The sequence below is a fragment of the Bacillus salitolerans genome (genome assembly GCF_042680805.1).
GTDB lineage: Bacteria > Bacillota > Bacilli > Bacillales > SA4 > Bacillus_CJ > Bacillus_CJ salitolerans.
Window position 1 is genome coordinate 226,534 of sequence record NZ_JBHUEM010000003.1, and the last position, 19,650, is coordinate 246,183.

General features: G+C 34.8%; 20 protein-coding genes. 12 read left to right on the forward strand and 8 right to left on the reverse strand.

Annotated features, from left to right (window positions below):
• The first annotated feature begins 25 nt into the window (after window positions 1-25).
• The 4 genes from ACFSCX_RS02690 to ACFSCX_RS02705 all read left to right on the forward strand — a co-directional run bounded on the left by ACFSCX_RS02690 (window position 26) and on the right by ACFSCX_RS02705 (window position 3,032).
• Entirely contained in the window at window positions 26-490 is a 465-nt protein-coding gene (locus ACFSCX_RS02690; protein ID WP_377926560.1) for a GNAT family N-acetyltransferase, read from the forward strand.
• 84 nt (window positions 491-574) lie between these two features.
• Complete coding sequence (locus tag ACFSCX_RS02695; protein WP_377926561.1) at window positions 575-1,048, forward strand: GNAT family N-acetyltransferase; 474 nt, start codon at window positions 575-577, stop codon at window positions 1,046-1,048.
• Between the two features lie 66 nt (window positions 1,049-1,114).
• A complete protein-coding gene (locus tag ACFSCX_RS02700) occupies window positions 1,115-2,104 on the forward strand; it encodes a sigma-70 family RNA polymerase sigma factor (protein WP_377926562.1) in 990 nt (329 codons plus the stop codon).
• Window positions 2,105-2,267: 163 nt separating this feature from the next.
• Complete coding sequence (locus ACFSCX_RS02705) at window positions 2,268-3,032, forward strand: 2-phosphosulfolactate phosphatase (protein WP_377926563.1); 765 nt, start codon at window positions 2,268-2,270, stop codon at window positions 3,030-3,032.
• 38 nt (window positions 3,033-3,070) lie between these two features.
• Here ACFSCX_RS02705 and ACFSCX_RS02710 read toward each other — a convergent pair whose 3' ends face one another.
• The 4 genes from ACFSCX_RS02710 to ACFSCX_RS02725 form a co-directional block, all read right to left on the reverse strand.
• On the reverse strand, window positions 3,071-4,363 hold the full coding sequence (locus ACFSCX_RS02710; protein ID WP_377926564.1) for a DUF6395 domain-containing protein: 1,293 nt from the start codon (window positions 4,361-4,363) through the stop codon (window positions 3,071-3,073).
• A gap of 22 nt (window positions 4,364-4,385) precedes the next feature.
• Entirely contained in the window at window positions 4,386-5,165 is a 780-nt protein-coding gene (locus tag ACFSCX_RS02715) for a polysaccharide deacetylase family protein (RefSeq protein WP_377926565.1), read from the reverse strand.
• A gap of 17 nt (window positions 5,166-5,182) precedes the next feature.
• Entirely contained in the window at window positions 5,183-6,493 is a 1,311-nt protein-coding gene (locus ACFSCX_RS02720; protein WP_377926566.1) for a nucleotide sugar dehydrogenase, read from the reverse strand.
• Window positions 6,494-6,595: 102 nt separating this feature from the next.
• A complete protein-coding gene (locus ACFSCX_RS02725; protein ID WP_377926567.1) occupies window positions 6,596-7,657 on the reverse strand; it encodes a glycosyltransferase in 1,062 nt (353 codons plus the stop codon).
• 845 nt (window positions 7,658-8,502) lie between these two features.
• Between ACFSCX_RS02725 and ACFSCX_RS02730 the strand changes: the two genes are divergently transcribed.
• Both ACFSCX_RS02730 and ACFSCX_RS02735 read left to right on the forward strand, forming a co-directional pair.
• Window positions 8,503-8,934: a hypothetical protein gene (locus ACFSCX_RS02730; RefSeq protein ID WP_377926568.1), complete on the forward strand. Its 432-nt coding sequence runs from the start codon at window positions 8,503-8,505 to the stop codon at window positions 8,932-8,934.
• A gap of 1 nt (window position 8,935) precedes the next feature.
• The gene (locus ACFSCX_RS02735) at window positions 8,936-9,649 is read left to right on the forward strand and encodes a glycosyltransferase family 2 protein (protein WP_377926569.1); all 714 of its coding nucleotides are present in this window, start codon (window positions 8,936-8,938) and stop codon (window positions 9,647-9,649) included.
• A gap of 41 nt (window positions 9,650-9,690) precedes the next feature.
• On the opposite strand, the gene ACFSCX_RS02740 is transcribed toward ACFSCX_RS02735, so the two are convergent.
• Window positions 9,691-9,972, reverse strand: coding sequence for a hypothetical protein (locus ACFSCX_RS02740; protein WP_377926570.1), 282 nt, complete (start codon window positions 9,970-9,972; stop codon window positions 9,691-9,693).
• Window positions 9,973-10,549: 577 nt separating this feature from the next.
• On the opposite strand from ACFSCX_RS02740, the gene ACFSCX_RS02745 reads away from it, so the two are divergent.
• Together ACFSCX_RS02745 and ACFSCX_RS02750 are read left to right on the forward strand one after the other, a co-directional pair.
• A complete protein-coding gene (locus tag ACFSCX_RS02745) occupies window positions 10,550-10,918 on the forward strand; it encodes a hypothetical protein (RefSeq protein ID WP_377926571.1) in 369 nt (122 codons plus the stop codon).
• A gap of 103 nt (window positions 10,919-11,021) precedes the next feature.
• On the forward strand, window positions 11,022-12,317 hold the full coding sequence (locus ACFSCX_RS02750; protein ID WP_377926572.1) for a YheC/YheD family endospore coat-associated protein: 1,296 nt from the start codon (window positions 11,022-11,024) through the stop codon (window positions 12,315-12,317).
• Window positions 12,318-12,372: 55 nt separating this feature from the next.
• On the opposite strand, the gene ACFSCX_RS02755 is transcribed toward ACFSCX_RS02750, so the two are convergent.
• Window positions 12,373-13,557 carry a YheC/YheD family endospore coat-associated protein gene (locus tag ACFSCX_RS02755; RefSeq protein ID WP_377926573.1) on the reverse strand — a complete coding sequence of 395 codons (1,185 nt, stop codon included), beginning with the start codon at window positions 13,555-13,557 and terminating at the stop codon, window positions 12,373-12,375.
• Window positions 13,558-13,623: 66 nt separating this feature from the next.
• Here ACFSCX_RS02755 and ACFSCX_RS02760 point away from each other — a divergent pair, with 66 nt between their 5' ends.
• Entirely contained in the window at window positions 13,624-13,782 is a 159-nt protein-coding gene (locus tag ACFSCX_RS02760) for a hypothetical protein (protein ID WP_377926574.1), read from the forward strand.
• 25 nt (window positions 13,783-13,807) lie between these two features.
• Here ACFSCX_RS02760 and ACFSCX_RS02765 read toward each other — a convergent pair whose 3' ends face one another.
• The gene (locus tag ACFSCX_RS02765) at window positions 13,808-14,893 is read right to left on the reverse strand and encodes a YheC/YheD family protein (protein WP_377926575.1); all 1,086 of its coding nucleotides are present in this window, start codon (window positions 14,891-14,893) and stop codon (window positions 13,808-13,810) included.
• A 179-nt stretch (window positions 14,894-15,072) separates the two neighbouring features.
• Here ACFSCX_RS02765 and ACFSCX_RS02770 point away from each other — a divergent pair, with 179 nt between their 5' ends.
• The 3 genes from ACFSCX_RS02770 (at window position 15,073) to ACFSCX_RS02780 (ending at window position 17,861) form a co-directional block, all read left to right on the forward strand.
• The gene (locus tag ACFSCX_RS02770; protein ID WP_377926576.1) at window positions 15,073-16,299 is read left to right on the forward strand and encodes an ATP-grasp domain-containing protein; all 1,227 of its coding nucleotides are present in this window, start codon (window positions 15,073-15,075) and stop codon (window positions 16,297-16,299) included.
• An 11-nt stretch (window positions 16,300-16,310) separates the two neighbouring features.
• Window positions 16,311-17,330, forward strand: coding sequence for a YheC/YheD family protein (locus ACFSCX_RS02775; RefSeq protein WP_377926577.1), 1,020 nt, complete (start codon window positions 16,311-16,313; stop codon window positions 17,328-17,330).
• An 87-nt stretch (window positions 17,331-17,417) separates the two neighbouring features.
• Window positions 17,418-17,861: a CotY/CotZ family spore coat protein gene (locus tag ACFSCX_RS02780; protein ID WP_377926578.1), complete on the forward strand. Its 444-nt coding sequence runs from the start codon at window positions 17,418-17,420 to the stop codon at window positions 17,859-17,861.
• A 386-nt stretch (window positions 17,862-18,247) separates the two neighbouring features.
• Here the strand turns inward: ACFSCX_RS02780 and ACFSCX_RS02785 are convergent, their stop codons facing one another.
• Complete coding sequence (locus tag ACFSCX_RS02785) at window positions 18,248-19,579, reverse strand: YheC/YheD family endospore coat-associated protein (protein ID WP_377926580.1); 1,332 nt, start codon at window positions 19,577-19,579, stop codon at window positions 18,248-18,250.
• Between the last annotated feature and the right edge of the window lie 71 nt (window positions 19,580-19,650).

The following is a 19,650-nucleotide window of genomic DNA, read 5'->3' on the forward strand; positions in this document are numbered from 1 at the left end:
GTAGTATTTGAAAGGTGAGTTTTGAATGGAAATTCGATTTTTAACTGATTGTCGTGAATTCATTCCAGCCATTGCGTGTTTACAACAGATGGAAATGTATAAAATTCCAAGTAATCGAAACCTATTAAAGGCTATAAAAAAATTTGAAATTCGAAGTAAAAAAAGAGATGGACTTCCACTTACACTCGTTGCTTTTATGGACACATTACCTGTTGGTAGTATTTGTCTAATCGATAGGGAATTAGATTCTCATACTCATTTGTCACCTTGGATTGCACCCTTATTTGTTTCATCACATTATCGTAATAGAGGAATAGGGAAGAGTTTAATGGAAGAGGCGGAGAGACTGGCTTCTTCTCTTGGTCACAAGGAAATTTTTCTGTTTACTGATGCTGCGAGGGAGTATTATGAAAAATTGAATTGGGAAACAATCGAAACTGTATATCCAACCGGTAAACCAACTTCCTTTTTAATGAAAAAGATAGTATAACACTACCTATATCTAGAACTTAAATCGGGAGTTTTTGTGAAATGAGAACAATCCTTAATAGAATATTATTAGTGAGGTGATTGGATGAACAATTTAAATATGATTAAGTTAGAAGAAATTGAACAAGAAAACAGATATAAGTATTTACACTTTTTACTGTTAGCAGATGAGAGTGAAGAGGTCGTTCGTACATATATGAATGAAGGTGATCTATTTGCCATTTACTTCAATCAGCAAATAGTTGGAACGGTATTATTTACGCATCATCAGAACAAGGTTGTTGAGCTAAAGAATATTGCAATAACCGAAAATGATAGAAACAAAGGCTTCGGAAAAGTCGTGATTGAACAGTCATGTAACCTATATAAACAAAATGGTTTTACTTCGATGATTGTAGGTACTGCTAATTCAAGTATAGGTAACTTAGCATTTTATCAAAAGGCTGGGTTTAGAATGGTACACATAAAAAAAGATTTTTTTCTGAAATATGAATCACCTATTTATGAAAATGGGATAAGAGCTCTCGATATGGTCATGTTTGAGAAAAATTTATCATGATAATTTTGTCGTCATGACTGATTTCGATAAAAAGAAACGTCTATATGGTAGAAAGGAGGACATGAGGTGGGAGTACAAGATAGCGAGCTCGTGAAAAAATCATTAAATGGCCATTATGATGCGTACTCTGAATTAGTAAGGAAATATTCGAACCTCGTATTTGCTGTGGCGTTAAGCAAAACGCGAGACTCAAGCTTTTCAGAGGATATAGCTCAAGAGGTGTTCGTAAAAGCTTGGCGAAAGCTTTCACTTTTAAAGGAAGGGGAGAAGTTCTCAAGCTGGCTCATAACGATCACAAAAAATGTATGTATTGACATGCTTCGAAAAAATACTCGTTTACAAGAAGAAGTCTTAGTCGATAACATCTTCTTAACAGAAAAGCCCTCCCAAACAGATGAAATAAAAGAAGCAGTGTGGGATGCGTTACATCAATTAGAAGACAAATATAAGATTGTTACGGTTATGCACTATATTTCTGGTTACACGGCTAAGGAAATTAGTCATTTATTAGAGCTTTCCCAAAGTGCAATCGAGAGCAGATTACGAAGAGCAAAAGAGAAATTAAAAAAGGAGCTGTTAGTGTCCATGGTCGAGGAAACATTTAATAAACAACGTGTAGGCGAAAAATTTGAAGAGGACGTCATGTGGAGAATTGTACCAAGAATTGCAACAATCGAAATTCCTGTTTCTAATATCGAACAATCGAGTAATTGGTATCATAAGGTTTTAGGGACAAAAGCGGTTCACCAAGATAACCATCAGGCAATGCTTCACCTTCAAGGTGGAAATCGGATAGGGGTACCGACTCTTTACCTTGTCCAAACAGACGATAAGAGCAGATTATCATTTAAAAATTCAAATACTGGAGTTGTTCATAGTATTATTGATTTTTTCATTGAAGATTTAGAACGGTTTCATGCCTTCTTAAAGCAAGAAGGAGTGAAAGTAACCGGTTTGAATTTTTTCCCTGGAACAACGAAAGGCGGATTTGGATTTGAAGATCCAGATGGCAACTTGCTTTCAGCAACAAATGTAACACATACAGGGCAAGTGTAAAATAGTACTGATATAAAGAAAACCTCTCTTTTATAAAAGAGAGGTTTTTTTCAGTCCATAATCTACATTATATAATTTCTATAAATATAAGTCTATATCTTCTAAAAAAATCCATTTATAGTTACTGGTAGAAATACTATTACATAAAAAAGAGGGTGCTTGTATGGTTTTTGATCAAACTCCTTACTCATGTAGAGTGGAATGGGGTAGACGAGGTGCTAGAGAAGCTGCCGAAAGAGGGGATATTGTTATCATTGTTGATGTATTAAGTTTTTCCTCAACTGTTATCTCTGCTTTAGAAATGGGAGCAGTTATTTTCCCATATCCGCCTCACCTTGACGGGGAAGAGTATGCAAATATTGTGAAGGCTGAATACATCTTAGGTAGAGCGGAGGCTTCTAAACGAGGAAAAGCAACACTCTCTCCGGTATCGTTTTCCCATGAGCATGCTAATAAGAAATTTGTTTTATCTTCTATGAATGGATCGTTTTGTACTTGGATTGCAAAAAAGACACAAGCAGTATTAGTTGGAGGTATTCTAAACGCGGAAGCAGTCGCTTCTGTTGCCAATCAAATAAGCAAGCAAAGAAAAGCGAGTATTACGATCATTCCTTGCGGAGAACAATGGAATGAAACTAGGGAATATGAAGATACACTTCGTCCTGCTGTTGAAGATTACCTAGGGGCTGGTGCTATCCTATCTTATCTGGGAGGTGATAAATCCCCTGAAGCTAAAATTTGTATGGCAGGATTTCTTTCAGTAAGAGAAAAAATTGAGGATGTCATCTGGGAGTGTGGTAGTGGTCGTGAACTGAGAGAAAGAGGATTTGACGCGGATGTAAAACATTGTATACGTTTAAATACATATAAAACAGTACCGATGTTACAGGACGGCTACTTTGTAGATGTACGTAAGTATTTTACTTAAAAAAACGAATAAAACCCATCTTATCTTTGAGATGGGTTTTATATAAAAAGTTCCTTTAATTGTTGAGAAAGCTGATGAATCGTTTCATTGTTTTGCAAGAACTCTAAATTCCAATGTTCAGCCTCCTGTTCATCTTCTTTACTCATTATTTCTAAATATTTCATAATCTCTTGTTGTACCATTGATTGGTATTTGTCTGGTAGTAATAATCGTGAAGGAGAATACCATTTCTCCATCCAGGCTACATCTAGCATGTCTCCTCTTGATCTCTTTTTCAACACATTCATCATTACATGGTCACCCTTATAATGATGTGTGATGTAGCTGATAATATTTTCTCCTGGGATTGGAATTTTAGAAAGATAATATTGAGCTTCATTAATTTTAAAGAGCTCATCTAATTCTGAATTTGAAATAAAATGACCTTTTAATGTCTTTTCTAATAATCCTCTTCTGAAGCATTTCCAACAATTATGGCAGGATTCCTTAAGTGTTCCACGGATGCAAGATCTAGCAAGATGAGCATACGGTGAGTTCATGACGATGAGGGAAGTGCCAACATCACAAATTCCGCCTGTTACTTGATGAAATGGCATACCAACGATCTCGAACAGCTTACCCCACCTTCTAAAATGAAGTCGTTTCATGTAGTCTTCATATTTAACCTCACCAACTCGGTAGGTAGATTGCATGGTCGTTCCCCAGCTAATACTATCTAATCCACGTTCGTCTGCGTATAAAAGGGCAGGGATGGCATTGGCAACATCTACCGGAAAACCAACTGGATCTCTTATATATTCTAGGTCCGTTTTGATCATGAAGACATACTTACCTTCTTTTTTAAGAGATTCGCATGCAAATACTGCAGCCTCTTTCTTATAGAGATCTGAAATATTTATATCTTTTGGTTTTATTCGGTCTAGAAAGAAGTGATTTGTTTCAGATGGGAGTAAAAGTAGGGCAGCGGTTGAATCCACTCCTCCACTAAAAGCAAGTGAGGGAGTGGATTCAATTGGAGCTATTCTTGGTTTGAGAGCTTCATCTATTGGTAGGATATCTTTCTTTGTTGTCTGTTTAAAAAGATCATGAAATTGCCTGCTAATTCCGAAAGGTAAGGTTATCTTTGGTCCAGTAAATGGATAAATGATTAATATAGCTACTAGAGCCATTATATCAGGATGGACTTTATCGATATTCCAATCCGACGATAGATGAACTTCACAGGTTGTTTTCCTTAATTTTGCTCCCCTATACTGAAGTGGATCATTATCTTCAGGGACAAAGAGAAATTCAAGGATTCCATTTTGTTGTTGATTAAATGTTACTTCCATCTTTTATCCCCCGCCATCTTGATTATTTTGGGCAATAGTTCATTATTTCTTCAATAAGCTTATTTGCCGAGATCCGGTTGTCTCCAGCATTTATTCGATTAATCAAGAATTGATTTCTACTATTAATCCCTTTTTGGACTGTGAAGTATAGCTGAATACCGATTTCCTTTCCCACCTCAACAACCGTTTCATTATATGCACCATATGGAAAACATAATAGCTTTGGCTGCTCCCCCAACTTCCCAGCTAGAATAGATTGAGCAAGGATCAAATCTTTTTTAATTCTATTTCGATATTCTGCTTCGGATTCTAACCGATTCTCTGCTTCTAAAAATAAGAAATTTGTTAGAAGTCTCTTATTTTCTCCGTAGTTCGTATTCCGGTGATGGTTATACGTGTGACTATAGAAGTTCAAATTAAACTGTTTCATCTCCAGCATGTTGTCCCAAGATAGACACCTACTTGAATCAATTAGTTTAACGACAACAAAGTTTGTTGCTGGTATTGATCTTTTTTTTAATTCAGGAAATGCATAATCATAGAAGCTTTTGTTTCCATCGTCAAACGTGAGTAGTACAGCGTTTGGAGGAATTGTACCATCTTTTAAAACAAATTGTATGAATTGATCCATATTTACTATATAAAAGCCATTCTCTAGCAATTTATCTAGATGATTTGCAAACTGTTTTGGCGAGATGTTATATGCTGAATACATATTTCCATTTGGATCTATGTCATGATAGGTTAAGACAATCACTTTATCTTTATAGTAAATTTCATTTATAGTTTTATCTTTAGACAATAGTAGTCCTCCAATCACTAATTTTTGTTATTGTGATAGCTTCCAAGTTTAATAACTTTTGCGTTCCCCTCATGACCTTCAAGCGCATTTCTTGTATCAAATATGAGTGATGAGTGATTTAGTAAAAGTTCTCGAGGAAGCTGATCATGATTTGACAAAATGACAACGGCATCGACCGTATTTAATAATTCTTTTGAAATGTTTTGGTTTATCATTTTTTTACCATTCAATTGTATCTCATCTACATATGGATCATGATAAAGTACCTTGACATTACGTTTCGACCATTCTTCAATCATTTCAATTGCTGGAGAGTGTCTAATATCATTCACATTTGGTTTATACGTTACACCGTATATTAGGAGAGTTGGAGACTGATGCTCTGAAGTGGAGGCTATAATATTGTATATTTCATTTATATTGTAATGAATCATGTTTTGGTTCATGATTTTAGCAAGTTTGATAAATTCACTTGATAACCCTATTTGTTCAAGTTTCCAATTTAAATAAATTGGATCGATGGGAATACAATGTCCACCAATACCAGGACCCGGGTAAAAGGCTTGAAATCCATAAGGTTTTGTTTTGGCTGCATGAATGACTTCCCATATATCTAATCCGATCTGATCACATAAAATTGTCATTTCATTTATTAATGAAATATTAATAAAACGATACGTATTTTCGAGAATTTTTGCCATTTCAGCTACTTTTGATGAACTCACTAGGTGAATATGATCAAATAGTTGATCATAATACGATTTTGCCTTTTCCCCACTTTCTAACGATACACCACCGACAATTTTTACAATATTATTTAGTTTGTGGCTATGATTACCAGGGTCAATTCGTTCAGGAGAGTAGGCTAAGAAAAAATCTTTGCCTTCCATAAGGGAGCTTTCTTCTAAAATGGGTAACACGATTTCCTCCGTTGTACCGGGAAACGTAGAACTTTCTAAAATAATGACTTGACCGTTCTGTAAATACTTTCTAATCTCTTTTACTGAGTCAATGACGTATGATAAGTTCGGAATGTTCTCCTCCAGGGGGGTAGGGACACAAATTATAATACAGTTTACCTCAGCAAGATGACTATAATTGTTTGTTACTTGAATCCTTTGTGTATTCATTGCTTTTTCAATTTCACTATTGGTAATATCAGATAAATAACTTTTTCGTTGATGTAATAATTCGATTTTTCGCTCATCTACTTCTATACCGAATACATTTAATCCCTTTTCAACGCATAGGAGTGCTAAAGGGAGTCCCACATATCCTAATCCAATGATACCTATTGTTGTCTCCGTTCTTTTATTTTGTCTGTCCAAAATAAAAACCCCTTTTTACATTGTTTAATTCATTGTATGAAAGGGGAATGAAATAGGTCATAAGTTCTAATATTTATATTAAAAGAAAGCATAAACCTACGTTCAAATATTGGATAAGAAAGTCGCAATCTCCTCAGCACCGTTTGTGAAGCTTTTATTCCTTTGATCAAAGAACTCTCGATTAAAAAGCAACCTCTTAACAGCATGATGAAAGCTTTCCTTATTTAAATCTTGTAAGGAAATGAACGGACCATATTCCTCAGCCAATTTTGCCCTCATTAACTGATCATCTGCACGAGTACTTTGATTTGGTATGAATATTGTCGGTACTTGAAAATAAACCAATTCCGAAACTGAATTATATCCTGAGGCTGAAATGGCTAGATCTATTCCATTAAAATATCTTGAATTTGGGAAATCCCTAATGGTAATCATGTTTTCACCATCAATATTTAAACGCTCTCCCAAGGGAGACTCCCCAAGTATGATGAAAGTATTATCTAATGTACATAGTTCTTCTAGGATAAATTGTATCGGAGAGAATATATCATTAATTTTCCCGGCTCCTAGCTGAATGTATAGGACTTTATCACCGTCTGGAATATTGAAATATTTCCTAACTTGCTCTTTCGTAAGAAGCTCTTCATGATCTAAATAAACTACAGGATTTGAGTGGAAATATTGATTAATATTGCTGTTCTCTTGCTTCTGCCCTATTTCCCCCGGAACAACAACATACTTAAAATCTTTTTCTTTTTGTAAAAGTTTTTCATAGTTTGGATGCTGCTTATTGATTTGCCTTCTTACCCAAACTTTCACGATGTTCTTATTTTTTATTCCTGATAAGATCCCAGCATAGGGAAATGCTCCATCAAAAACGATGGTCGAAGGTTGATGTTGATTAATAATGAGTTGCAAATGAACGCTCATTTGGTGATTCCAATCCCTTGGAGTTATCTTTCCTTTAAATAATTCACTAGAAGGTAAATGGTACCCCAGCATGTCTTCTTGTTTTATAAGATGAACCGCTGGTGAAGTTGTAAAAATGATACATTCTCTATCGGTAGTAACTTTTTTCAATCGTCTTGCAACTGCTAGAGTCCTTGTTAAGTGACCTAAACCAACACCATTCGTAGGGACAAATAATATGGAGTTATTTGTCATTAGACCAAGCTCCTTTTTCCAGCTAAGTATTTATTAATACAATGTATAAAAGAGAAGTGGAACTTAGTACCTAAATAAATGATGAGTGGAACGTAACCATACGGTGAATACATACATGGTACATATTGACAATTACTTCATACATTATAGATAAACAGTAATGTAGGGAGGTATTGATTATTTATCATAATCTCCCATCGTATTTATTATCGTAATGAAATAACAGATTTGCTTACCTTTGAACAAATATTTTTAAAAAAGGAATATCAATTAAAGCCTCTATCTTTTACCCCGAGGATCATTATAGATTGTGGAGCAAATGTAGGATATACAAGTGTAGTTTATAGTAATACCTCCTTGTGATCGATGCATTTTAAAGGATTCTATTCTCTTATCTAAAAAATCACTTATGTTCTGATAAAATTCTCCAGTGACATTAATTTATGGATACTGCCAAACTATTAATGGATATTCAAACATGGCAATTAGTTCAAGAACTTTCTTCTGTTGGCTCATGAATGCGATTACATTTAAAAAAGCCTTCGCTGATGGCCAAATTACCTTGTAATTCAACAAAAAAGGTATTGTTTTTATATTGGAACGACATTGGAAGCGCTCATGATTATGTAGAGCTGTTAAAAGTAATCCTTAAACCTTAAAAGCATCCATAATAGAGTAGGGATGGAAAATTGTTTACGTCAATTTTTCCGCCCTGCTTTTTCTCATGTTACCAAAAAAAAGTTGATCTAATAAATGAGTGGTTGTATCTAAGGTAACAAACCCTTCATAGTTAGATAAAAGCCACATACAATATAGTAATCTACTGTTCGAATGGCGGGAAAAGTATGATTTCTAAGGAAACTATTAACGAAATTCAAAAGTGTATATTATTTATGCCAACAAATGGTTTTGGCTTAGGACATCTTACAAGAACGTTGGCAATAGCACGTCGACTTAAACAACAAGACCCATCTGTAAAGATTATTTTTATCACCACGAGTCATGCGATTCATTTAGTCTATAAAGAAGGTTTTATTGGTTATTTTTTTCCTTCAGAAAAGCTTTCTACTTTAAAGAGACGTGTATGGAATCAGATGTTTTCCTCAACAGTGATAAACGTAATAAGAGCATATAACCCCAAAGTATTAGTGTTTGACGGTGTCTATCCATATGACATTATAAGCGAAATTGATAAACTTTTAATCAGTATTAACGAAGCAAACGAAATAGCCAATCTTCTTTTTAAATTTGTACATGAAAACGGAGGGGATTCATAGAATGATTTCAGTCATTGCTTGTACAAACAGACCCTCTTTTCTTAACAATCTTTTAAAGAGCTATGCAAGACAAACCATGAAAGAGAAGGAACTAATCATCATTTTGCACAATATAAATTCTCAAGAGGATTTGAAAAAACTGATATATAGTCATGATAAATCTATAAAAGTGCTAGAATTGGACGATACATTTTCACTTGGTGAATGCTTAAATCATGGTATCCAAGTAGCGAACTATACGTATATTGCTAAGTTTGATGATGATGATTATTACGGTCCAAAGTATCTAGAATGTTCATTTCGAGACCTTAATTATTCAAGGGCAGATATTACCGGGAAGACTACTACCTTCATGTATTTTCAAAAAGAGCAAGTCTTAGGATTGTATCTTCCATATAATGAAAATCAGATTACGAATACTCAAAGGCAAACCTCCAAAAAAGTAGTATTTGGGGGAACTTTATTATTTAAAAAAGAAATTGTCGATAATGTTCCATTTCAAGATCGAGATAATGGAGTCGATACATTTTTTTGCTTAAATAGTATCGAGTATGGATACCGAATATATTCCAATTCAAGATACCATTATGCATATTTTCGATATGGAGACCAACATCATCATACATCAAAAGGTTACGATTCTAGATTAATGAGGAATTGCATTTTTATTGATAGAGTAGAAGATTTTCAGAAATATATAGAATGTAATGAATAAAGATGAAAGGACAGTTTCCACAAGGTAACTGTCCTTTCCTACTATTCTAATTTCATATCATTTTGATATAAATCAGCTGAAAAGCTTTCAATATCCTTACAACGAATAATGGTAACTTGTTTATTTAAATATGGAGAAATTAATTCTGGCTCAATTATAACAACGCAACAATCTTTTGTTACAAATTCTAATTCACCCTCAATTTTATCTCCTGATTTAGTTTTTACTTTCACATCTGCACCCTTATATTCTGCAATTAATTTACACAAACAATCTTTATCACAATAGGTCCGAAATGGGTGTTTTTTTCTACAATCACTCACGGTAGTCACTCCCCTCTTTCCTAAACTTTGCACTCCCTATATATTATTCAACCTATTTTTATAGGTTAGGGCGAATATAATAGATGGTTTGTCTATTTTCCTACCAATAGTGAATAAACGAATAGTAAACAAAAGCATAAGACGCATTAATGGACTTGGTGCTAGCCAAGTATTTCTAATAAGTTAAGAAAGAATAAAAGTTTTCAGCAAGAGAATGGGCTAGTGACTTGGAATCGAGCTCCAGCACCCAGCCAAGATGAAAGGGCGGCGATCTTTGCCATATAACCTACTCGAGGTCAACCTAACCTGTCATGAATAATACCACACACTTCAGAACCATTCACTCTGTCTTAGGCTAGACGGGGCGCCCTGAGTCTTTTGTTCTAATGTGTGATTATAACTCCTAACATGATTGGGCTAAGCACCAAAAAACGAGTTCAATGGTGAAAAAGTTTATTTAGTACAAGTTCTTAATTTGTACTTTTGTTATAAGACAAGCGCCGTCTCTCTCTTATTTCCTCGGAATACACTACTAATGTAATTACGTAATTACAGAAATATAAAAGGAGTGAAAGAAATGGGAATAAAGCGTTTAGATTGTGAAGACCTTGCTAGAAAAGATTTTCGAGATATTTTAGAAGACTTTGAAGGAAGAAATAAATTAGTCATACTAGTTGGGGAGAATAACAATATTTTGGGCTTCGGTAATGTAGAAAATGTAAAAGATGGTGTTGTTCACCTAAATTTTCCTGAAACAGATGTTAATCTACCTTTCATTGTTGCAGGAAGAGCTCCACTAAATAATACAACTGGTTCAATCACTATTCCAGAAATAGATTTCTACGTAAGCTTATGTTGCCTATGTTCCATTATTGTTCCCCGAAATTTTGGTGATTCATTAGAAGGTCTAGCAATAGTTCTGCTTATTCTAGGCCTAATTGATTAATAAGTATCAGTTTTAATTCACTCGATGAAGCCTTTACCACAAGTAAAGGCTTCATTTTAACTGACTGTAACAATACATACTCATAGAAAGGAGTTCAGAAAAAGTGAAAATAATTTGGCAGGAGCAACTTAATCCGAATACCATCATTATTCCAAGTAGATTACAAAAAGATTTTGAATCAGAGGACATTCAAGTCCATATTGGCTCTTGGAAGAGAGAAATGCGCATTGAGTTTTCAAAAGAAGTACCAAGAGATACTATCATCCTTCCAGAAATTCTAGATGAAAATTTCATCCTACCTAGTCATCTCCATTATGAAGTTAAGCTTGAAGATTCTAATCTTTATATTGGTCCTGTAATAGGACTACTTTTATCGAACACGATGGAGGAACTAGATAGAATAGAAGAAATGGATCATTACGTTAATTGTTATCAAGATATAAACGGTCTCGTGTATGTTTGTTCAGTCGATGGAATTAATATAAACAATCAAACCATTAGTGGATATTATTACGATCCCTCTAATCAAAAAAGCCAATGGAAAAATGGGACATTTCCTTATCCTGCCTCATTTTATAGAAGATGCTTCATACCAGAAGAAATAATGGAAGCGCTCCAGAATGTAGTAGGAAAAAACCATATGTTTAATGAAAAGTATTATCATAAGTGGAAACTATATGAACTCCTAAAGCAACATGAGCAAATTCGAGATTATCTTCCTGATACCATTCTTTTTACCAAAATTGCTGACTTATTTCATATGTTAGATAAATACACATCAGTTTACCTAAAGCCAATTGGCGGGACATATGGAGATGGGATTGTGAAGATGGTAAAAACGAATAAGGGATATCACTATATAAATAAGTCTGGAAAACTATTACCGTTACTAACTAAAAAAGATGTCGTGAAATATATAATCAAGAATTATCGAATAGGAAGTTATATTGTGCAACAGGATGTAGGATATCAAATGGAAAAGAAAAATATTGATTTCCGTATTGTTATGCAGAAAAACAGAAAGAAAAAGTGGATATGTACTGCTTTCATTGCAAGATATGGAAGAAAAAATAAAATTTATACAAATGATCCATCAGAGGTTCACCAAGGAAGATTGGCACTTCAAGACATGTTTCAATTAGCGGAAGAAGAGGCAATGTTAACTGAGTATGAAATCATTTCAATATGTGTAGAGCTCGGAAAAGTATTTGATCAATTCGGTCATTACGCAGATATCGGAATTGATATCGCTATAGATAAAAACATGAACATCTGGATTCTAGAAGTAAACCATTTGTATCATGACCATGATATGGCTGCTTACCTTGAGAACTTGGAAACATATGAAAGTGTGCTATCAACTCTACTACATTATTTAAAAACATTAGCTGGATATTAAAAAGAGTGAAAGAAGGAGCGAAATTGCCCCGTTACTCACTCTTTTTTAGTTTCAATTAAAAGCCTGCTAATGCTTTTGCATATTCGATAGGAGTAGACATGTTCTTGATAAAAACTTGATCTGGTAAACTCCGTTCACGGCCATACCTGATTTGTAGCTCAAGTAGCCAAATTTTATGGTTTCTATCAATTATTAAATCAAATGCGACGTCCCCAAGATGAACCCCTTGTCTTTCAATTACCTCACAGGCAGCTTTACAAACCGCAAACATATCATTCACTGTTTTTCTTATTTCTGATTGATTCATCTGATACAAGGTTTTAAGAGCGTCTTCACCATACAAAAGAATCTCTCGGTTTTGATAATTTGTATTAATACTATCTTCAGTTGATATTTTTGCAGCAAAACCAGGTGAAGTCCAGCTCTTTGTTTTATTTTTCTGCATATAAAATCTGAAATCTACATTTCTATTGTTGTATCGATATGGAACAGGCTGTTGTACAATATATTGTCTAGAAACTCCTTTTTCCTTTAAATAGGCTAAAGCTTTGCTCACTACTTTAAAATAAACTGTTTTATTATTTGTATCTTTGATTTTGTATCCATAACGGTTCTTTTCAATTGTAAAGATTCCTTTCCCATTTGCTGAATTATGAGGCTTCAAATAAACCATTTGGTATTTACTTAACATCGTATCTAGTACGTTCCTACTCGTTAGATTCAGTGTCTCTGGAAGGTGTATTCGAGTCAGTGGATGCTTAGTAAATAATTGATACTGTTTCCATTTACCAATAAAGTCGCTATTGAATAGACGATCTCCGATTACATCATAAAGACTATTATAAAGAGAGGGTTCTAACTTCTTTGCTCGATTGAAAACGGCTTGGGGATAAGGAAATGATCCTTTTATCCATCTCTTCGTTTTGTTCTTATTTAAAACATAACAATAGCCATTGACTTTTTTTGATTTAACGTGAATATCGGAATTTCTGCAGATAACAAATAATCCGTTAATTTCTTCATAATGATGCAAATGTGCTTCACAATAGGTTAACAGATCATGGGAGATTTCATGATAGTACTCTGGAAGGATTAATAAAATCACTGGACCTACAATAAGGGAGGATCCTTCAAATCTAATCTCAAACTTAATTTCATCTGGAATCATAAACCCATGCTTCATGGATAGTGGTAAGACCATTCTGTTTCTCGGAAGGTTATCATCAATGACTAGTTTCATATTTTTCTTAAGTCCACCGATACAAACTGTTATTTCGTTCTTGATAGATGGAGGGAGTACGCTCGAATGAATCTTGATAGTGTCATCTTGACAATTTGGGAGCCAGTTTATATACATGAAAAACCACCTTCTTGCTTTTTAATAGAATATGTTAGCAAAAAGGAAGATGGACTAGACATAATCATTAAAGGTGGACTATGGATTGTGAAAATTACTGTACCATAAATGGAAATTCATAAACGGTACAGTCCTAACTTCCCTGTTGTAGTAGGTAGTTACCGTAGCGAATAGGATTAGCATAAAGATTCCTACACACATCTTGTAAAGACGAATCCGTCTCCATACCACTGTATTGACTGCGAAAATTACATTCAATAAAATATGGCTTTCCCTCATCCGTTATGCCAATGTCCATCCCTAAGTCTGCAATATGATAGCAATATTGTTCTAAATAATGGGCAACAGATAAAGCTAGTTCACTAATTCGTTTACGTACCACATCAGGAGAGAAGTTTCGATTCCCTTCTAAATACGTTTGAATAGGAGCAAAATCTCCTCCTGATCCAACGTTTGTAATGTTATGTCCCGACTGAGCAAGTTTTCCGACCATACCAGTAATAGCCCACTCGCCACTAGCCGTTCGCTGAACGATGACGCGTGTGTCAAATGTTCGTCCATTAAAGGTAGCGAGAGGTATTTTTTCTTGAACAATAAATGGTTTTTTTGAGATAGCGTCTAATAGAGTTGTCGGTAATGAATTACTAAAAGCCGTCTGTTTCCATTCTTTGTTATGATCCTGATAATGTAAGGTCCATGATTGATTCTTGTCTTTTCCTATAAACATGATTCCTCTTCCTAGACTTGAATAAGAAGGTTTAACAAATAATTGATTAAAGTGTTTCATCATCAAATGAATGTTTTCTTTTGTTGCTGTTAAAGTTTTTGGGAGGAAAGGATGGAACACCTCATTCTTTCCAAGGTACTGGTTCACAATGTGCTTCCCGTAAAAGGGAATGCTGTTGTAGATTTCGTAACCTAAATCCAACATGTGCTTTAGCATTCTTCGGTACTTTTTTCTTCTTAAATGAACTCGATTGTATATTACTCTAGGTAATGGTATGAATTCTTCTCGATATATGTTTTGTTCTGGATCAAACAGTAGAGCTTTCGTCTTGATCGGTTTCTCTATTTTAACATCAGGAAGAGAAATATAATAAAGGCTAATATTGTTCAAGCTTGCTTCTTTTTCATAAAAGTAATGAGAACATTTTCGGTTTCCGTTTACTAGTTTCTGATAATGCTTAATGGAAATGAATATACCTAAATTCTTTTCCAAAGTATCCACTCCTTCCATTACTTATATACTTAGTTGATGAAAAGATTCGTGAAACAGTTCATAAAAAGATAAAGTATTCACCAATTTAGGTAAGGTGAATATTTTTAAAATGAGATTACTATTAGGTCACAACGAGAGATGGAAATAACTCTGCAAACAAGCTTAAAAGGATGAATGTGATGGAAACTATTGTGTTTATAGGAAGTAATAAATCAGGAACAAGCCGGGACGCACTAAGAGTGTCCGAAGAGTTAGGGTACTTTACCGTACTTATTACAGATAGAGAAAAGTTTGTACTGCAACGGGAAGAGTTCCATGAAGTCCACCAAATGATTTATGTCGCCGATTTACTAAATAAAGAGCATATATATAATGAGATTAAGAAATTAGAGACTAGTGGAAAGGTCATTAAGGGTTGTATGAGTTTAATTGATCCTTTTGTTCATTTTGCTGCTACACTTTCAAAAGAATTAGGCTTAGTGGAGTTATCAACTGATGCTATCTTTTTGATGGAGGATAAAACTCGATTTAGAAAAGTGATGAAAAATCATCCTGCAACTCCACTGTTTGATATTTTTAAACCAAATGAAGGACCAATTGAAGAATGGGTTAATGACTATCATTCTAATTTTCCACTAATTATCAAATCCCCTGTTTCAAACGGTTCAAAGGATGTCATGTTGGTAGAAACAAAGGAGAAGCTGAAGCAAGGAATGAACAAATTATGTAGTCTTTATCCTCATTCGCCTATTTTAATAGAGGAATATGTACTTGGTCCCCAATATTTAGTAGAAGTTGTTGTTTATAAAAGTAACATCCATATTGTAGGTGTCATTGAACAAGAAATTACCAATCTACACCGATTTATTGTAACCGGGTATTCGTATCCGGCTTTGTTATCTGTAGAAGATTATTTGAAGCTAGAGAAGGTTGTAAATAGTATTCTTTGTTCTCTAGGTTTGACGCATGGATCGTGTCATCTTGAAATACGTTTCGTGAAAGGGGAATGGAAGCTAATTGAAATTAATCCAAGAATTTCTGGTGGTGCGATGAACCGAATTATTTATGAAGGATCAGGAATTGATTTAGTGAAAGAAACAGTAAACCTAAATCTAGGAGAGGAACCTAGCTTCCAAAGACAATATGAGCAATACGTTTATGTGAAATATTTAACGGTAAATTCCCCGGGGAAATTAATCAAGGTTACGGGTAGAGGGCGTGCTTCCAAGTATGAAGGAGTTAAAGATGTGTATGTTAAACCCCGTAAAGGCAGTATACTTGTTCCTCCACTTTCAATGGGGGATCGCTATGCATACGTATTAGCAGCAGCAGATTCTCCTGAAAAGGCAAAAGATATTGCTACAAACGGAGCAAAAGAAATTAGGTTTTACTTAGAACCAATATAAGGGTGTTGAAGATGATATTAATCGGGATGCTTCATTATCGGAAAAGTCCAGAGGATGAAAGGAAAGCATTTGCATGTGCAGCCGTTGCAAAAATGGAGGGTGTAGAATTTATCTACTTTTCTTATGGTGGAGTTGATTTTGCTCAAAAGAAAATAAAAGGCTGGGATTATGAAGATGGGAAGTGGCGACAAAGAGAGGTTCGTTTTCCCGATGTTATCATTAATATAAGTGGTCCAAGAACAGAACGGCAGGTAGAACTTCACAGACAATTAAAAGAAAGTATTCCTTTTACAAGCTTCTCAGTAGGTAACAAGATGAAGGTTTATAAGATGGTGAAAAAAGGAAAAGTCTTCTCGGATTATCTCATCCATTCTGAAGAGTTGAAAAACGAAGCACTTCTCTTTTCTTCACTCAATCAATATAAAAAAATAGTAATAAAGCCTTTTTCAGGAAATAAGGGGAAAAATGTACTTTTTTTAGAAAAAATAGATTTCAATCATTTTCAGCTTGTTGATCAAGAGAAGAAGAGAATGCTATCAAGAGTGGATTTGAGAGAACTGATTAGAAGGTTAAAGAGGGAAAATCGGTTCTTGATCCAACCATACATTGAATGTAAGACCAAAGCTGGGTTGACCTATGACTTCCGATTACATGTACAAAAGAATGGCAAAGGTGAATGGGAAGTTACACTCATTTATCCAAGGATTAGTGGAAATCAAAAATTGGTAAGCAATGTGAGCAGTGGAGGGTATCGAGGAGAGTTAGATATGTTTTTGCAAGATGAATTTGGTGACAATTATTTTGACATGAAGCGAACGCTTGAATACTTTGCCACTTCATTTTCATCACATTTAGATGAGCAATACCAATGCTCGTTTGATGAGCTAGGAATTGATATAGGTGTCGATCGTAATCAAAAGCTTTGGATATTTGAGGTAAACTGGAGACCAGGCTCCAAACATCGAGAATTTGAAGTAGCGAAGAGACTCATTCCATACGCAATTTATTTAGTAAATGGGTGCGAAGGATAAACCTATTTTACCATAAGCGTTGCACCAATCATATTCCTAGTCTATATCATAATAACAAAACAAGTTTTCGGGGAGGGAGGGGGAAGAATGGGAGAGTGTCATACCCCAGTATGCGAGGCACTAGTAATATTAAAATCCCAACAAGACCAGTTAGAAGGCTGTCCCACAGACTGTTTTAGTAGTTTACTTGCAAAATTGTTGAAGGTTGATACCATTCCTTTTATGTTGTACACACCAAATGGCGGTCCCCTAGAATTAGCTGGTTTTGAACATGAGCAATACACGATTTGTACAAAATATTTCCACACCCGTTTTTTTCGCATTGAATCCATTGATAAAGAAAACTGCTGTGCAAAAATATCCCTGCTTCGCCCAGTAGATTTGGAAGGTTATTCTGCGACCAGTATATGTGAAGTAGCCTATCTTGAACGAACAAAAATTTGCACAGTTGTTGATCTTAACTGCTTCTGTGCAGTCCAATGTTTAGATGTAGAGTTAATGAGAAAAATCATAATCGAACCAAAATGGTAAAAAAACTGAGTTTGACTGGTTCAAACTCAGTTTTTTTATTTATGAAGAAGAAATTTTAAGTTTTTGATTGTACCTAATAGATGGTCTAGTATTCCAGCTCCAGCGCACAGCCAAGATGAAATGGCGACGATACTTGCCATTTCATCCTACTCGAGGTCAGATACTGAAACTACCATCAGATTTTTTCTGATGGTTAGTTGAACCAATCGGATTCCCAACTGGCAGTTTTGTTTTTTTACCGCTAGTTGGAGTGGGATAACCCGAAATGAGTAAAAAGGGAAATGCGCCCTTTTTCTCATATAGGAACATTTGATCTGCCTTAGGCTAACTAGGGCGCACTGAGCCTTTTGTTCTTTCTTATAAGAAGCAATTTGTCATTTATTCTATTAAAATCCCGCAAGGCTTTTTGCATATAGCATATTCATCATTCGCGCTCTATAAAACAAAGACCTAGATCCTGCTGCAAGAGCAATGTAATGGTCAGGATTTTGATTATTAATTTCGATAATCCAAGGCTTTAAGTTTTGATCAATACCGATGTCGAATCCGATATTACCACAATGATATCCATGTGCTTCAACTTCTTTAATGGAATGGAAGGTGATGTCTTTTATTTGTCGATATAATCGTTTTTGAATATCTCTTGGTAGACCTAACCGTTTTCGAAAAGTTTTCGATGCCATTTCTGCCCTACCTCCAGCCGTTATATTGCTCACAATACTCCCGTTAGCCCCAAATCGGGTAAGCATTCCGAGGAGCCTCCACCTTTTATTTTGGTCTTTCACCATTATGACTCGAAGGTCCATTACGCGATGGTGATACGTTATTAAATCTATACTTTTTTGTATGATATACTCTCCACCACTTAAACGGGATTGAAAAAAATAGCGAAAATGTTTTTTAGTATGAAATTGTCTTTCCTTTTGGTTACCGTTCTTCCCGTAGTGAATAATAGCTCCTGATTTTGTTAGTACCGCTTTATAAACTAATTTTCCTAACCTTCCATTAACTGGTTTAATAAATATATTTCCATGCTTATCAAGCATATTGAGAATATCATCTGCATCTTTATAAACGACTGTTTCAGGGAGATAGGAATGAAATTCTTTTGTTAGCATTTTATTCATTTCCCATTTGCTAAAGTTTGGAAAATTAAATACACGGTTCCCAAGGTACGATCTAAAATGGTACATGATGGATTGATAGGCTTTCCATTTGTCGGTTAGACTGGCTTCAACAATGGAAAAGAGAGAGTTAGGATATTTGTAGATCCCTTTATTCCACATGGCATTGGAAGGGTTATACAAATAGCCTTGAATGCAATGATTTTCTTGATCTACCCCATCCAGCGCAAAAGCCATGATAGAGCCACCTATCCTTTCATATTTATTCACGTAGGTTGAAAGACTTGGTAATAACTTTTCTAAGCTATCAGATGTAAGGGCGGCTAAAATCCCAATATAAGGACCAATGATGATTTCTTCCCCATTAACCTTTAGCTCATATAATCCTTCTAATGGAAGTGAAAGCTCATGAATGGTATTTGTAGATAATGATAGTCGATCCTTAGAAAGAGAAGATTCAGCTATTACTTCAATCTTCTGAGTTTGAAGTCCATATTTGATTGCGACCTCTTTTGAATTCTTCAGTTCTTCTTTAAGCTCAGCTGGTATTTTTACTGTAGACACTAAGTTATTTGGCACTATTTTATACAACATCCTGTTATCCTCCAAACTATAGTAGTTATTGCTAGTATATGAAGCAATAAGAAACTTGTTTGGGGGATTGA